Source organism: Streptomyces sp. A0642, from assembly GCF_004795105.1.
GTDB lineage: Bacteria > Actinomycetota > Actinomycetes > Streptomycetales > Streptomycetaceae > Streptomyces.
Window position 1 is genome coordinate 1 of sequence record NZ_SSBL01000035.1, and the last position, 16,520, is coordinate 16,520.

Annotated in this window: 8 protein-coding genes; 5 read left to right on the forward strand and 3 right to left on the reverse strand. The window is 70.7% G+C overall.

What is annotated here, in order from left to right:
- Window positions 1–50: 50 nt before the first annotated feature.
- From E6R60_RS33055 to E6R60_RS33065, 3 genes are read left to right on the forward strand one after another with little or no spacing between them, the layout of a single operon-like run.
- Entirely contained in the window at window positions 51–512 is a 462-nt protein-coding gene (locus E6R60_RS33055; RefSeq protein ID WP_136330402.1) for a Pycsar system effector family protein, read from the forward strand.
- A 26-nt stretch (window positions 513–538) separates the two neighbouring features.
- Window positions 539–847: a hypothetical protein gene (locus E6R60_RS33060; protein ID WP_206309578.1), complete on the forward strand. Its 309-nt coding sequence runs from the start codon at window positions 539–541 to the stop codon at window positions 845–847.
- 3 nt (window positions 848–850) lie between these two features.
- Window positions 851–1,108: a hypothetical protein gene (locus E6R60_RS33065; RefSeq protein WP_136330403.1), complete on the forward strand. Its 258-nt coding sequence runs from the start codon at window positions 851–853 to the stop codon at window positions 1,106–1,108.
- A 54-nt stretch (window positions 1,109–1,162) separates the two neighbouring features.
- On the opposite strand, the gene E6R60_RS33070 is transcribed toward E6R60_RS33065, so the two are convergent.
- From E6R60_RS33070 to E6R60_RS33080, 3 genes are all read right to left on the reverse strand, one after another.
- Entirely contained in the window at window positions 1,163–2,068 is a 906-nt protein-coding gene (locus tag E6R60_RS33070) for a hypothetical protein (protein WP_136330404.1), read from the reverse strand.
- A complete protein-coding gene (locus tag E6R60_RS33075; protein WP_240802783.1) occupies window positions 2,068–2,835 on the reverse strand; it encodes a ParA family protein in 768 nt (255 codons plus the stop codon). Before E6R60_RS33075 ends, E6R60_RS33070 begins: the two co-directional genes overlap by 1 nt.
- A 136-nt stretch (window positions 2,836–2,971) precedes the next feature.
- Window positions 2,972–3,673, reverse strand: coding sequence for a hypothetical protein (locus tag E6R60_RS33080; RefSeq protein ID WP_136330405.1), 702 nt, complete (start codon window positions 3,671–3,673; stop codon window positions 2,972–2,974).
- Window positions 3,674–3,885: 212 nt separating this feature from the next.
- Here E6R60_RS33080 and E6R60_RS33085 point away from each other — a divergent pair, with 212 nt between their 5' ends.
- Complete coding sequence (locus tag E6R60_RS33085; RefSeq protein ID WP_136330406.1) at window positions 3,886–4,302, forward strand: DUF6292 family protein; 417 nt, start codon at window positions 3,886–3,888, stop codon at window positions 4,300–4,302.
- Between the two features lie 78 nt (window positions 4,303–4,380).
- Window positions 4,381–16,485 (forward strand): hypothetical protein, encoded by a 12,105-nt coding sequence (locus tag E6R60_RS33090; RefSeq protein ID WP_136330407.1) that lies wholly within the window; start codon window positions 4,381–4,383, stop codon window positions 16,483–16,485.
- Window positions 16,486–16,520 lie beyond the last annotated feature (35 nt).

Genomic DNA, 16,520 nt, shown 5'->3' on the forward strand with positions numbered 1-16,520 from the left:
TCGGCCGACCCCGTACTTCCTTCGTCCGACCCCGTCACGTAAGGGACTCGATGACCACGCCCGACAACCTCGACACCCGCCTGGACGCGGCCAATGCCACCGTCCTCGCAGAGATCAGCAGGACCGACGCCAAGAGCGGCGTCCTGCTCACCAGCTTCTCGCTGCCGCTCGCCGCGCTCGTCGCGGCGGTGCCCGGGAAGGACTTACCGCCCCTCGTCGCCACCCTCGTCGGCGCCGGCGCCGTCGGCCTGATCGCCGCGATGCTCGTTGTCCTCATCGTGGTCCACCCGCGACTGGGAGGCGCCGCCCGCGGCAGCTTCCTCTACTGGTCCCTCTGCACGCCCGAGGACCTGCTCAAAGACCTCCAGCACCCGGGCGACCGCGTCACCCACATCATCCACCTCTCGCAGATCGCCCGCCGAAAGTACAAGGGCCTACGGCTCGCCGGGATCATCACCGGCGTATCGCTCCTCGCCCTGGGAGCCGCGCTACTCCTGGCCCTCGCTACCTGACCGCTTCCTCGACCAAGGAGAACCGGATGGAAACCGAACTGAACCCCGTCGACGCCGCCCGCCGGGCAGGGCTCTGGGTGGTAGGAACCTTCTGGGGGAAGCACGACGACACCAAGGTCCTCGCCCTCGCCACCCGAGACGACTCCGACCCACTCCCGTACGGGTGGGCCTGCACCTGCGGAATCGCTCAGCGCTTCCCCGTAGAGGAAGACGCCTTCCGTAGCGCCTGGTACCACGTCCACCCGCCTCGGTGGCGCGCCCTGGCCCGCCGGAACCCTCTCCTGCGCCGCCTCGTCCAACCCACGGCGCGTCTCCGTCACCCCTCCACGGCCTGAGCGGTGACCGGCCGCGCCATCCCCGCCGACCTGTACGGCGCCCTGCAAGCCTGCTTTCCCGGCGGCGGTCTGCCCGAATGGGTCACCGCCGCCGGCCCCCGCTGCGCTACGGGCGCTCCCCCGATTCCGGTTGACGGCGAGAGTCGCGCGGAGGAGCTGGCCGACCTGGTCGCGCTCGCCTGGTGGGAACTCCTTCAGGACCCGGGCGACGACCCGTTCACTGCCCTGTTCGCCAGGGCCTGCGCCCGATACCTGAGCTGACAACAAGAAGCGGGCCCCGTCCTCGGACGGGGCCCGCTTTTTTGTGTCCGGAAGTCAGGCCGCTGAGGCCCCAGACTGAGCTGGCACCTCCGGTGTGGACTCCGCCGAGTCGGGCTCGGCCGCCGCCGCGGGCTGCGGTTCCGCCTGTGCCGGAAGTAGTTCGGCGCGGCATCGGTCGATCTGGCTCTGCAAGCTGTCGAGATACCGACTTGCTGCGGTCGTGTCCCTCTTCGCCAGACGCTTAACCCACCGGTAGGACACCGCCCTCTCTGCCTGAGCCGTGAAGTCGACGTCGTCCGATTCCTCGGGGTCACCCTCGCTGAGAGACTCCACGTAGTTCCGGACGTGGTCGATGACCTGCTCCGCATCGAAATCCCCGTCGGGGAGCGCCTCGACTGCGCCGCTGATGACCTTGGCGGTCACGTTCACGCCGTCAACCTCGACCATGGTCTTGTAGACGAGCACGGCCGCGTCCACGTCCCAGGTGTCCGCGACTGGCACAAGCTCCCACACCTGCGCCTGATTCAACGCTTTGAGGGCCTTCTCGGCGTTGAGGCTCAGCGGGGTCGGCTTCTTCCTGGAAGTGGCTCCAATTGGAGCCACTTCGTTCGAGAGCAGTTCGAATACGGCTTCGGCGATGCGCCAGGTCCGGATGAGCTTGTTGGCGTAGGCCTTTTTCATCTGCCAACGGCGCCAGACGAACTCCTCGAAGGAGTCGCACTCGGCGCGGTAGAGCTTGCCGGTCCTGATGTTTTCCAGCGCCTTACCTGCCAGCCAGAAGGCCCACTGCAAGGTGTCGACCGCCGCGACGCACTGCGCGAGCATCCCCTTCTCGTCCGACGTGAGTGTCGTCGGCTGCGCAGAGAGAGGGCGGCGTAGCGGTTGCAGCGCCTGCGCCATGTCGACGGCGCTCTTGTACTCCCAGCGCTCCGTGGGTGAGGCGTTTCGCTGGCCGCCCATCAGATCAGTCCCTCCACACCTAGAGCCAGTTTGTAGAAGTCTTCTCGCGCCCGGAGGGCCGTCCCGCTCTCCGGGTACTGGATCACTGTCAGCCCCTTGGCGGGCGCCTGTGCATGCATCTTGTACCGGCGGATGGCCTGGGACATGAACGGGTAGTCCCGCTCCCGGCACCAGTCCTGCATCTCCTTGAGGTCCGCCTTCGTGCGGTCGGTCCCGCTGTCCCAGTTGTTGATAAGCAACCGGAAGGGGATGCCCCGGGGGCGCAGAAGGCGCTCCACGGTGAACTCCGCCGGCTTATGCGTCAGCGTCTCCACCGGGACGATCGGCACCAGGGCGAGGTCGGTAAGTTCCAGGACCTCGCGCATTGCCTCAGCCGCCGGCCCGAAGCCGAGTGGGTCCTCGGCATCGATCGGGGCGTTGGGATCGATGTCGGCGAACCCGGGGGTGTCCACGACGATACGCAAAACGTCAGGATCCTCCACGAGCTTGCGAAGCTCGCCGACCTTGCCCTTCGTGATCACGTAATCGAAGGGGAGTCGCTCCTCGGGTACCTTGCTGGCCCACTCCTCCAGCGAGCCCTGGACGTCGACGCCACACGCGACGACGGGGCACGGCTTGCCGGGCTCAGGGGGATTGCTCTCCCCCATCACCGCTGCCGTGTTGATGGCGTCGGTCGACTTCCCGGCGCCGCCCTTCTGCTGAAAGAAGGTGATGACTTTCGCGCGGTGCGGACGAGTCGTGGCCGCAGCTGCTTGTGAGGGGGGCATTGAACCTCCGTGGGCTTCCCCTTGTGGGTACTCGGACCCGGTCATATTGCCAGAGGCAGGGCTGTTCACCGCGCATCGCGCAAAGGGAGGGTGCGCCACTGACACGGGGGCGCCACACCTGCCCTGCGAACGGGGTTCATGAGGCTTCTAGTTGACCGTCACTGACTGCGCGGTCCACCGCAGCGCGGAGCAGGTCTCCGGTGGTGAGTACCTGGGTGCGGAGTCGTTCTCGGATCTCCAGCGCGGACTGGGGCGCGGAGAGTTTCCCGGCGGAGGCCGCGAGGGCTAGTTCGGCAGGGATGCCGTCGCGTTCCGCCTCGCGTAGAGCTACGTCGACACCGTCGCCCCAGCGGTCGGCCCATTCCTGGAGCCCTTCCACGGCGTCCTTGCTGGTCCAGTACGCGGCGCGTCGCACGGTCTCGCCGAGGGTGTACGGCAGGTTGATCGAGAGGCGGTGCGTGTAGCCGCCCTCGCCCATGGGCTGGCTCGGGGGAGTGCCCCACCGTCGGCCCGGGGCGTCGATCTCCCCCTCCGGCGGCTTGGGCCACTTGCGATCCAGCCCTCGGGCGATCAGCTCCTCACGCACGGCTCGGGTGATGATCTCGTCCCGGTTGCCGCCGAACTCGCCGGTGCGGCGCCTCCTGGTGACCTCCGCCCGGATGCTGCGGCGGACGGCAGCGGCTTCGCGTCGGGACAGGCCGGGGACGAGCAGCTCGTCTCGGCGCTCGCGGATCCAGCCCTCCTCGCGCTCCCGCTCGTTCTTCGCGTGCTCGATCACCCCCCTGTGCGACGCCTTGGTCAGGGCCACGTGGAACTTCACCTTCGCCATGCTCACCATGAAGGAAATGTAGCCAGATAAATGCCGGGACGAGTGGGCCCTCTGTGGCTCGCGGGCATGTCGGGGGCGGGAACTTAATTGGGTTGCTTCTGAGTCGTTATGGTCGTCAGGTAGGGATCATGTACGTCTGCCGCCGGCCGGTGGTCCCGGTGCGGGTGGCAGGGGGGCGGGCCGGGTGCCCGTCCGCTGAAAGCAACGGGGGAGTGGCGCTCATGACGATCCGAACCGATCACCAGCCTTACGTCCATGCCGCGGTCGCGGCGGTCGAAGACATCGGCCTGACGGTGCTGGCGTACGCCATCACCGGTCGCCCGCCGGCGGTCCGCACCGCCGCGGTGACGCTCGCGCCGCCGGAGAGCGGTCCGTACGCCGACGAGGAAGCCGACTTCGAGCTTGTCTGGGACGAGTCCTTCGGCTGGGTGCTCCGGCTGCCCGCCGAGGCCGGTACGAGCGACTGGTTCATGGGGGAGGACCTGGTGCCCTCTCCCGAACGGGTGGCGCGCTGGGCCGACATGGTGCTCTCCAGCCCGGGCCTGACGCCGAGCCGGGAGGACGGGCCGCAGCGCCTGCCCGAGGGTGACGACGACGCGTTCGAGACGCGCCTGTCGGCCTTCGCCGCGTCGGCCTGACGCGCTCGCTGCCCTCCCGACCGCCCGCCGGGCCGTCGGCGCTGAGGCTGCGCCGGGCCCCGCAGCTTGGAGAACGACATGTCCCACCCCGTCGAAACGGTCGCCGCTGCCCCTGAGCCGGAGCGCCGCCTCGGGCCGATCGGACGAGCCCGCGCGAGCGTCACCGCGATCGAGACCCTGCTGCGGCTGCGCGAGGACCAGACGCAGCCGACCGAGGACGACCTTCGCGTACTGAGGAACTGGCCCGGCTGGGGCCCGCTGGCCCCGGCGCTGGCAGGCGACCGCGAGGGCACCTGGTCGGAGATCGGCGAGCAGCTGCAACTGCTGCTGTCCCCGCGCGACTACCGGCACGCCGAACAGGGCACACCGACCGCCTACTACACCCCCGACCGGATCGCGGACGCCTGCTGGACGGCACTGCGGGACCTCGGCTTCAACGGCGGCCGCGTCCTCGAACCCGGCTGCGGCGCGGGCACCTTCATCAGTCACACCCCGGACCGGATGCCGGTCCAGTGGTACGGCGTCGAACGTGACCCGACCACCGCGGGCATCGCGGCCCTGCTGCACCCGAACGCGCAGATCATCAACGCGCGGTTCCAGGATGCCGGGATCCAGTCGAACAGCGTGGACGCGGTCCTGGGCAACGTGCCGTACGGGAACTTCCCCGTGCACGACAAGACCGCGCCGAAGGCCGTCACCGACTCGATCCACAACTACTTCATCTGGCGCTCGGTGCAGGCGATGCGGCCCGGCGGCGTCGCCATCCTGCTGACCTCCCGCTACACGATGGACTCGGCGGACGACTCCGCTCGCCGTGCCATCGCCAAGCACGCCGACCTGCTGGGCGCCGTCCGGCTGCCCAACGGGGCGCTCGCCGAGGGCGGCACCGGGGTCCTGGCCGACATCCTCATCGTCCGCCGGCGCGATACCGACGCGCCCGTGGACGACAGCTGGATGGAGGTCACCGAGGTCCCGACGGTCTCCGGCCAGTACGTCAACGACTACTTCCACCGGCACCCCGAGCACGTGCTCGGCGAGTTCGAGCAGGGCCGGGCCGCGCAGTACGGGCACACCCTGGCGGTGAAGGCCCCGGAGGACCAGGACCTCACGGCCGCGCTCGGCGGCGCCTTCGACAGCATCACCGCCGCCGCCCGTGCGGCGGGCCGAGAGTGGCGCGTCGCGGTCGGCGCGCAGCCCTTCACGGAGGACACCCTCCCCTTCCCCGTTCGCGAGGACGGCCGGAAGGAAGGCTCCTTCCACCTGGTGGAGGGCAAGCCGCACGAGGTGGTCGACGGCGAGCTGGTCGCCGTCGAGCGCGCGGGCAAGGAACTGCCCAAGCTCATCGCGCTGCGCGATGCCGCGCTCAAGCTGATTGAGGCGGAGACCAACCACGACACCCCCGACGAGCAGCTGGAGCCGCTGCGCGCGGAGGTGAACCGGCTCTACGACGTCTACTTCCGTGCGCACGGAGCGATCAACCGCTTCACCGTCGTTGAGGGCCAGGTCGATGAGGAGACCGGGGAGAAGGCGGTCAGCCGCCGGTATCCGCGCCTGGGCGGGTTCCGTCGCGACCCGGACATCGTCTCGGTCCTGGCCCTGGAGGACTTCGACGACGAGACGCAGACGGCACACAAGGCGTCGCTGCTCACCCGCCGGGTCAACCGGCGCATCGAGCGGCCGACGTCGGCGGAGACGCCGGAAGAGGCCCTGTCGCTGTGCCTCAACTTCAAGAACAAGATCGACGTCCCCACCATCGCGCAGCTGCTCGGGATCGAAGAGGACCAGGTCCCCGGCACGCTCGGGGACCTGGTCTTCCACGAGCCGGACACCGGGGAGCTGCTGACCAAGGGCGCGTACCTGTCCGGTGAGGTCGTGGACAAGCTGGAGCGCGCCGAGTTCCTGCTGTCGCAGGGACGCGACGACCTCCAGCGGCACGTCGATGAGCTGCGGCAGGTGCAGCCCGAACCGCTGCCGCCGGAGGACATCAAGGCCAAGCTCGGCGCCCCGTGGATCCCGGTGGAGGACGTCACCGCCTTCGCCGAGGAGATGCTGGGCGTACGCGTCGACATCGTCCACGTCGCGAAGACGGCGACGTGGAGCGTCGATCAGCCGATGACGCTCCCGGAGGCCGCGACCAGCGAGTGGGGCACCGACCGCGTCAACGCCTTCGAGCTGCTCGACCTGGCGCTGAACGGGCAGGCCCCGAAGGTCTACGACAGCTTCCGCACGCCCGACGGCGGGTCGCGGCGGGTCCGCAACGACAAGGCGACGCTCCTCGCGGAGTCGAAGCAGACGGCGCTGATGCGCCGCTTCGCGAGCTGGGTGTGGGAGGACCCCGACCGGGCGGACCGCCTGGCCGCGGACTACAACCGCATCTTCAACTCCTGGGTGCTGCCCAAGCACGACGGCTCTCACCTGACGGTCGACGGCATGGACCCGGAGTTCAAGCCGTACGAGCACCAGTGGGACTTCGTCCAACGCGTGCTCAGCGCGGACGAGGGCTCGCTGTGCCCGTACCCGGTCGGCGCCGGCAAGACCGCCACCATGTTCATGACGGCGGTCAAGCTCAAGCAGCTCGGCCTGGTCAACAAGCCGATGATCGTGGTCCCCAACCACCTGCTGGAGCAGATCTCCCGCGACGGCAAGAAGCTGTTCCAGAACGCCCGGATCCTCATGGCGGGCAAGAAGGACCTCGAAAGTGCCCGCTCGCGCATGCTGTTCGCGGCCCGGTGCGCCACCGGCGACTGGGACGCGATCGTCATGACGCACAACAGCTTCGGTCGCCTCGGGGTCCACCCGGTCACCGAAGCGACGTACCTGGAGGAGCTGGCCAACGAGTACCGCGTCGCGCTGGGCGCGGTCGACGGCGAGGACGGCAACCAGCGGCGCATCAAAGAGATCGCCAAGATGGTCGACCGGTTCGACGCCCGCGCGACCGACCTGCGCTCCAAGGCCGTCGACGCCGGTGTCACGTACGAGAACCTGGGCGTGGACTTCCTCCAGGTCGATGAGGCGCACCTCTTCAAGAACCTCGCCCTGCCGGCCACGACCGAGGGCATGTCGCTCGGCAAGCCGTCCAAGCGGGCCACCGACCTCGACCTGAAACTCATCGTCACCCGCGAGCGCACGGGCAAGGAGAACGTCTCCGCTCTCTACAGCGGCACGTTCATCTCGAACTCGGTGCGCGAGATGTTCGTCTTCAAGCACTACACGATGCCCAAGCGCCTGGAGAAGCTCGGACTGGCGAGCCCGGACGCCTGGGCCGCGAACTTCATCCACTTCGAGTCCCGGCCCGAGGTCGGGGTCGACGGCGTCTCCTTCCGCCTCAAGCGGCGCCCGGTGGAGTACACCAACGCCGACGAAGCCCTCGCCCTGTTCTCGGAGGTCGCCGAACTCCGGCCGCCCGAAGCCTTCAAGATCAAGCGCCCCAAGCGCGTCGACCGCTTCGTGGAGATCGAAGCCACCCCTAACCTGGTCAGCTACGTCGGCGGCATCTCCGACCGCATCGACCAGATCCAGGGCGGCAAGGTCAAGCCGTACGAAGACAACATGCTCAACGTCATCACGGACGGCCGCAAAGCCGCCCTCGACCTAGAGCTGGTCGGCGTCGAACCGGACGGCCCGGGCAAGGCCGGAGCCATCGCGAAGAACGTGCTGGAGGTCTACCACCGCACCAAAGACCTCAAGCTGCCCGGCGACCCCGAGGGAGTCGCCGGCGGGCTGCAAGTCCTCTTCTGCGACCTCGGCACCCCCAGCAAGGACAAGGGCAGTCAGGTCTACGGGAAGATCCGCCGCTACCTGATCGACGGAATGCCCGAGGAAGGCCTCGGGCCGATCCCGCGCGAGCGGATCAAGTTCATCCACGACTACAACTCCGACCTCGCCAAGGAGCAGCTGTTCACCGCCTGCCGCGCGGGCGAAGTCAGCGTGCTGTTCTCCTCTTCGACCAAGGGCGCCACGGGCGTCAACGTCCAGACCCGCGGCGTGGCACTGCACCACGCCGATCCGCCTCACCGGCCGGACGAGTGGGCCCAGCGCGAGGGGCGACTCCACCGCCCCGGCAACAAGCTCATCGACATCGACATGGAAGTCGAGTTCTACCGCTACATCGCGCTGAACAGCTTCGACAGCTACATGTTCCAGCAGCTGGAGCGCAAGCAGCGGCCCATCGTGCAGATCATGTCCGGCCAGAAGGTCGGCCGTGTCATCCAGGAGATCGACCCCGTCGGCGCGGGCTTCGGGATGGCCAAGGCCATCGCCGCGGGCAACCCGCTGCTGATGGACCTGGCGAACGTCAACGGTGAGCTGACGGTCCTGCTCAACGAGGCCGACGGGCACCGTCAGGCGCAGGCGCGCATGAAGCGCAAGGTCGAAGTCCTCTCCGAGACGATCCAGACGGCTGAGCAGGGCCTGCCCGGCATGCGCGCCATGGCCGACGCGATCAGGGCTGCGGGCGACGACGACACATGGCGCACGGCGGACGGTCGACTCATCGACCCCGAAGACGTCGCCGGGGTGCTCGCGCAGACGGCGCAGGGCTCCAAGCCCACCCTCGACCTGGACGCCGGGTATCGCTGGCGCGGGCTGAACGTCGGCTTCACCTGGATCCGCAGGCAGCAGTTCAACTCGGTCGCCTACGAATCGTGGGCGCACCTGGTCGCCGGTGAGCACCAGGTCGACGTCCGACTGAACCTGCCGTGGTTCGGCAAGGGCCAGAGCTGGCGCATCGTCAAGGCGCTCAGCGAGGCCGCCGACGAAGCGGTGATCCGCCCCGACGAGATCGAGCAGAAGCTCGCCAAGCAGCGGGCCGCACTGGAGGACACCCGCTCCCACATCGGCCGCCCTTTCGACCGTCGTGCCGAACTGGAGGACGTCCGCGCCCGCAAGGAAGCGCTGGAAGCCCAGATTTCCGACAGCGCGGTCTCCTCCGGCGACGAGAGCCAGGACGGCCCGCCGTTCGAGCCCGGGGCCGCCGGCGCGGAGATGACCGAGGCGGAGATGGCGATGCACGACGCCGCCGTCATGGCCGGGGCGACCGGGGGAACCGTCATCGTCCGCAGTGAGGGTCAGATCATCGGCGGCGCCCGCGTGATCGACCACACGGGCACGGACATCCGCACCCCCGACCTCGCCGACCTCGGGCAGTACCAGGAAGCCCTACGTGTCCTGACCGAGGCCGCGGCCGCCGACGAGAACGTGACCGCCCTGGCGCGAAACGCCGACGGCGAGTACGACAACAGCGGCTTCCGCGACGCCCTCGCCGAGTGGGCGCAGGACTGGGCCCTGGAGCGCGCCAACCTCCCAGAGAACCGACCGGCGTGGCTGCGCGACTGGCTGGAGCCCGAATCCGCCGACACCCGGCAGATGCTCATCGGCGAAGCCGCCTGGATCGTCTGGCAGCAGGCGCGGGCCACCGCCGAACCCGAAGGGCCGCCCGCGCCGGAGATGGTCGAGACCGCGGCCATCCTGCGGTACTACGAGCCGCTGCTCCAGCGCCACGGCGTGAACGGCGCCGCGGCGGCCGCCGACTACATCACGCGGCCCGGCTACGGCTTCGAGCCGGACGTACGCAACCCCCTGTACGACCTGGTCGCCCGGATCGATTCCGCAGCCGACCGACTCGCAGGTATCGACCGCAGCTTCGGCCGCTTCGGTGACTGGTCGATGGTCCACGTCGGATTGCCCCGGCTACAGGCATCCGATCGGTTGCGGGATGTCTCGATCAGCCTGACCAACGTGATGACCGGCACGGGTACGGCCGTGGGCAGCGTCGACCTGGAGGCGATCCTCGCCGCCCCCGGCACGGTCATCGACCTCCCGCCGCTCCCGGAGAGCACCCCCACGCCCGCGCCCGAAGCTGAGACGAACCAGGACACCGACGCACAGCAGACCCCACCGACCCCGACCCCCGACCCGTCCCCGGCCTCGGGTGGAACCGCCGACCCTGCGCCCGAACCGGAGAACTCCGCCCCGGACGCTCCGGCGCCCGACGCCCCGCCGAACGAGGGCACGGTCACGCCGACCACGGCCCCCGCGGACCCGCCGGCCAGCCCTCCGGGGCAGGCGCCCTTGCAGGACCTGATCAACACCTTCGGGGACCGGGTCATGATCGGCCACATCGGCGGCCCGCAGCCCGCGCGTACCCACCAGACCGCCGGATGGGCCGTCATGGCGGTGCTCAGCGAGGACCAGGTGCGCGGGCTGGTCAGCGCCGTCGCGGTCGACGGACAGCCGGTCAGCATGGAGCCCGGCACCATGCCCACCACCCGCGTACGGGAGTGGATCGCCGAGCAGCAGCAAGCACCGACGGGGGCGTTCTTCGCCTCCACCAGCAGCGAGCTGCCGCCCGCGATGCGCGGCGACGGAGACGTCCGCCTCTCGACCCGTGCGGACGGGTTGACCATCGAGCAGGGCGACGTCTCCACCACGATCCTGTGGGAGGAGCTCCCGGCCTGGATCGACGCCGCTGTCGCGTACGACACCGCCAACCGGTCCCCGAGCCTGCCCGCCTGGCGCCACGGGAGCCTGGACCGCGAAATCCACTTCCGCAGCGACGAGCGCAACCAGTCCGCGGCCCTGGCGCTGAACGCCCTGGCCCACGCGCTGCGCGAGACCACCCCGCCCACCGACGAGCAGCTGGCCGAAGCGCGCGACCGGTTCGGCCCGCCGGCCGCGCCCGCCCCGGCCGCGGACACCACCAACGACGTGGACACGGCCGCCGAGGAGAGCGCGCCGCAGGAGTCCCAGCAGCAGCTCCCCGAGGACGCCAAGCCGGTCCCGGGTGCCGAGGGCTACCACTACACCGAGGTGGCCCGCACCATCCGCCTCTACACCGAGCCGGGCGAAGAAGTCGGCACCGCGAAGTGGAGCTACACCAAGTACCGCTACCTGGGCGACGTGAACGGCGACGTGGTCCGCGGCACCGAGGACGGCGCCACCGTCGCCAAGCGCATGGCCAACCACCACGCGGTCGTCTACGGCGACAAGGTCCACCGCCCGTCACCGGACGATCAGGGCCGTGACCCGGTCTGGATCCTCCACAACGGCTCCGACACCCTCGTCCTCGGCGTGAGCCCGGAGGACGAGACCGCGAAGGCGGCGCTGTGGACCGGCGGCGGCTTCAAGAACTCCCGCCGCGCCGGCGGCTGGTACCTGCCCCGCACCTGGAAGGAACCCACCCGCAGGCAGCGGGTGGACGACGCGGTGCGGGTCCTCGCGGCCGCCGGACGCACCGTCATGGTGCACGCCACCCGCGAGGAGCGTCAGCAGCCTCCCGAGCCGCCCGCGCGGCTGCCGGAGCTGAACGTGACGCCGCCGACTCTGGACGAGGTGCCGCAGTTCTTCGACGCCGAACCGTTCACCGACCAGGACGACCTGGCGGACGTGCAGGCGATGGAGGCCGCCTACGCCCGATGGGGCCAGCACCCCACCGTCCGGGCCTACCTCGCGCAGGACAGCGACGCCCGGCCGGACGGCTTCGGCACCCCGGACAACCCCATCGCCGAACTCCACCTCGCCTACCACCGGGCCCGGTTGGCGTTGCGCGAACCGGTCCCCGGAGGACCAGACGAGATCGTCCGAAGGGTCTACGGCGTAGCCGCGTGGTGCCAGGCACTGGAGCCCGCCGTGGACGAGGACCTCCTCGACCCGCTCCAGGACCTGTACGCGGCGGCTCATCACCTCGCCGCCCGCTCACAGGCCACCATTGCCGTCCTGACCGCAGAGCAGACCGCGGCCGCCGAGGACGCGCCCACCCCGGAGCAAGCAGAGCAGGCGGCGCCGGCCACGGTGCAGCAGGAGCCGGGAGAACCCGCCGCCGCCCCGAACGAGACCCCCGTCGCGGACGTCACCGAGGAACAGGGCCCGGCCGACTCCACTCCGGCCGCCCCGGAACCGCCCGCGGCCCCGCCGGAGCCTGCCCCGGACGAGGACAGTGGCCTGCTCGTCGTCTCGGACGAGTTCGCGATCCTCTACGCCGCGCGCAGGGAACTGATGCCTGCGGGCGTCGCCGACGACGGCGTCACCTGGGACACCAGCCGCATCGTCATCGGCGACGGCGGCGTCCGTGCCGACGGCGCCACGGTCGAGCGGCTGATGGGCGCGGGACTGCTGGAGTACGGGGCGACGCTGAACGTCGACATCACCCCGGCCGGACTGCGGCGCATCAACGAACTGGAGCGCACCGACCGTCCGGAGCCCGCTGTCGGAGACCGCGTCCTGTGGGTCGCCACCGGCCGGGTGGGCATCGTTGGCGGCTACGCCGACAAGGAGCACCGGCGCGAGGCGGAAGTCGTCTTCGACACCGAGGGCTGGCCGAACGGCTGGGACATGGACGTCGCCCCCCTCTTCCTGGTCACCGTCGAACCCGGCGCCATGGAGCCAGAGGCGGCCGCCGAGGCGTACCGGGTGGCCGCGCTCCGGCAATTCCCCGGCACCCTGACCGACCCGGCCCTGCGGGGGCCCGCGCTGGAGGCCATGACCGCTGCGGCACTGGCCGCCCCGACGCTCGCGCAAGCGGCCCGGGCCAACGACCTGAACAGCTTCATCTACCCGTTGGCCGCCTGGGTGGACGAATGGACCACCGAGCAGTGGGCGGACGTCCCGCCGGCCGACTGGCCCGAATGGGTCCGCGCCTACTTCCGGCAGGGCGACGACGCCGTCGGCGACCGCAACGGCCTGTACGCCGAACTGGCGGGCCCCGTCTACGCGGAGCTTCGTGCCGCCGACCCCGTCCCGGACGCTGCCCTCACCGAGGCGGAGCAGCAGACCACCGAGGCGGAGCAGCAGACCACCGAGGCGGAGCAGCAGACCACCGAGGCGGAGTCCGAACCGGAGCCCACCCCCGACGCCGACCCGGAGGAACAGCTCGACACCATCGGCACCGAGGACAGCACGGTCGCCCCGCAGGAAACGCCACCCGAACCCGTCCCGGCCACCGACGTCACGGAGTCGGCCGCCCCGGAGCCGGAGACGGCAGGCGCCACGGACGAAGAGGAAGTGCAGCTCGACCTCTTCGGTGAACCGACTCCCGCCCCCGCGCAACGCCCGGGCCGCCGGCGCGGCCGCCGCGAGCCGGAACCCGCACCGCAGGAGTCACCCACCGACGATCCCGCCGTACCGGAGACCACGGTGGAACCGTCTGCGAACCAGGTGACGCCAGAAGCATCCGAAGCGGCGGAAGGGACCGAAGAGACCGAGACGGAGAAGTCCCGGGAGCAGCTGTTCCAAGAAGCCGTGGACGACCTCTTCGCGGGTGCCGAGCCGGAGACTGAACCTGTCGCTCCGCAGGAAGAACCTGCGGAGCCTGCACCTGCACCGGGGCCACCGGCTGACGAGACGTCCCCGCAGGACGCCCCGGCGCCCGAACGGAACGAAGCCACCGAAGCACAGCCGGAACGCGCACCGGAGCCCCCAACGATGGAGCCCGAACCGGCTCCCGCTGCGGGGCCCATTCCCGCGGCCGCCGAAGAAGCGCCTGCACCGCCCGGGCCGCCCGCCGGGGATCCGGAACCGACCACCGATAGGGGCGAGATGGCCACGCCGCCGTCCACCACGGACACCGACGACGCTGTGCCGGTCGAAGACCCGCCCGAGCCTCAGCCGTTCACCGACATCACATCGCTGACCGCTGACCCCGCCTATGAGCTGCACCTGACCGGCGTAGACGGACAGAGCCCCACCTCCGGCGAACTGCGGTACGGCGAGACCACGATCGCCGACGTACGCCTGTCGGCCTCCGGGCGCTGGTTCGCACGCCTGACGGTCGACGGCCTGCCCGCCGACGTGACGCACCTGAACGGGGCACCACAGGAAGCGGCGGAGCAGGGCGCCGTGATGTTCGCGGCCTTCACCGGGACGCCGTACGGCACCCCGCCCGGCCCGGCCGTCGACGACGGACGGCTGACGCGGGTGGACGTGCTGCGTGGCGAGCTGCGATCGGCCGCACTGGAACACCTCGACACCATCACCGTCGCGGTCGCCCGGGTGGACCCGGACTACACGCAGCTCCCGCAGTTCCAGGTGCTGAGCGCCCGGCTCAACGACCTGGCTGCCGCGGAGATCGACGCGCACGGCTCCCGGCAGATGGCCGCGAACATCACCGCCGTTCAGCAGGCGGTCAACGCCTGGGGCGGCACACTGCCCGTGGACCCCGCCCTCGATGAGCGGCAGCACCTGGCGTTCCCTCTCGCGCGCATGCTGTTCGACACCGCACGCATGCACGTCCGCCTCCAGGCCACCCTGGACGCGGTCCAGGCCGAACGTGCGGCCCTGCGCGAGCAGCAGGAGGCCGCGGCCGCACCCTTGGCGCCGGCGGAGCCGGTCCGCGAGGAGAGCGTGCAACAGACGCCGCCGACCCCTGCGGCGCCGGAACCGGTCCGCGGGCCGGTCATCACGCTCGGGCTACGGGAGTCCGGCGACGGGCAGCTCGTTCTCAGCGTCGACACCGTGGAAGCCTCCCAAGGCCTCGTCCTGCCCGGCATCACCTCGGCGGACATGCCGGGGATGCCGCTGCCGGTCACGGCGGAGGTGCCCATGCTGCGGCGCGCACCGCAGCAGGCGGAACAGCTGGTGTCCACCAAGGAGACGCACGCGTGGCTCGCCGAGCACCTGGTCGACGGCCCGCTCGCACAGGCGTGGAACGTCGGCGCCGTACGCGAAAGGCTCGTCGTCGTGGTGGTCGACGTCCTGCGGGACGGCATGACCCCCAGCGTGGACGAGGTCGCCGCCTGGCTGGTGGCCACGGCCGCCGAACAGGATGGTCTGCTCCAGGCTGCTCATGACGCCGCCACCGTTGAGGACTTCGCGCCGGCGTTCGCGCGGGCCGCCGACGACCTGGTGGCCGACGGCGGTTCCGAGTTCCTGGTGTGGCGCTACCTGGGAGACGGTGAGGGGAACCGCCGCCTCGATGTGCTGGCCCGGGCAACGCCGGGCGCGTACGAGCAGCTGCGTGCCCTGCCCGCACCTGCTGGCCCCCCGAGCCCGGAACAGGCCGCGGCCTCGACCGAGACCGAATCACCCGCCCCGAGCCCCGAAGTACCGGAGGACCCCGAGATGGCCACACCCGCCCGTCCTGCGACACCCGAAAACGCTGAGCCCGTCATCCCGGCGGCCGCCGACGCGGGTGAGGACTCCGGACCGGGCGAGCGGAAGCCGGAGCCCACCGACGTTGCGGAGTCCGCCGTCCCGGTGGAGCCTGCTCCTGCTGCGGAGCCGACCGGCGATCTGCCGCTGTTCACCGGTGCGGAGAGCACTGCCGGGCAGACGGAGGATCGGCCGCTCGACATCGTCGGCGAGTTCGAGGCCGTCAAGGAGGCGTGGGACGAACACGTTCCCGCCGAGCGGGGCTCTGGAGAGGAACTGTTCGCCGATGTGCAGGCGGACCTGGCCAGTCTCCAGCAGATGCTCGCCGATGCCGTCGCCGAGGCGAAGTCCGCGCCCGAGGCGCCGCCGGCCGCGCCGGTGCTGCCCGCTCCGGCCGCCGAGTCCACTCCCTCGGCCGAACCGTCCTCCGGCGAGCAGGAGGCGGTGACGGCAGACCGTGACCCGCAGAAGGCAGCGAGCGCGGTGAACACGGCACTGCGGGAGGCGGACGAGCACGCACCCGCCCTCCAGGACCTGCCGGAGTGGCAGCGCCTCCAGACGGTCCGTGGCGCGTTCGGCAACCTGATGCGCGTCATGAGGGAACGCGCGGGCGAGCACTTCGGCAAGCTGATGGAGGACGGCCGGGTCGGCGACTTCGTCCGCCGGGCCTCGCTCGTCGTGTGCGAGAAGGTCGCCGAGTGGGCACAGGCCGGTGCGAACCGGCTTCGGCGGGACGACGAGCGGAGCACGGAGCAGCGCGGAGCCCTGCCGAGCGCCGATGCGTTGCTGCGGCTGGGGGACGCGGCCCTCGACTACCGCGGGCCCCGAGGCGGAGGCAGCACGCCGCCGCCGTCGGCGAGCGGGGTGCCGGACGTGAACAAGATCCCGGAGATGCGGAAGATGGGCGAAGCCCTCGCCCGACCCATGCCCGGCGCGGCCAAGCGGGTCTCCACGGCGGCCGCGCGGGGCCGGTCGACCACGACCTCCAAGCGGTCGGCGAAGGGGGCGAAGAAGTCGGCCAACGGCAGCGCCGAGCAGGCCGGACACCTCCGCCGCAGCGGCGAGCAGCAGGCTGCCCCCAAGCCCAACCAGCAGCGCTGACGCGCTTTCCGATCGGGGCCCGGTGACCACCTGTC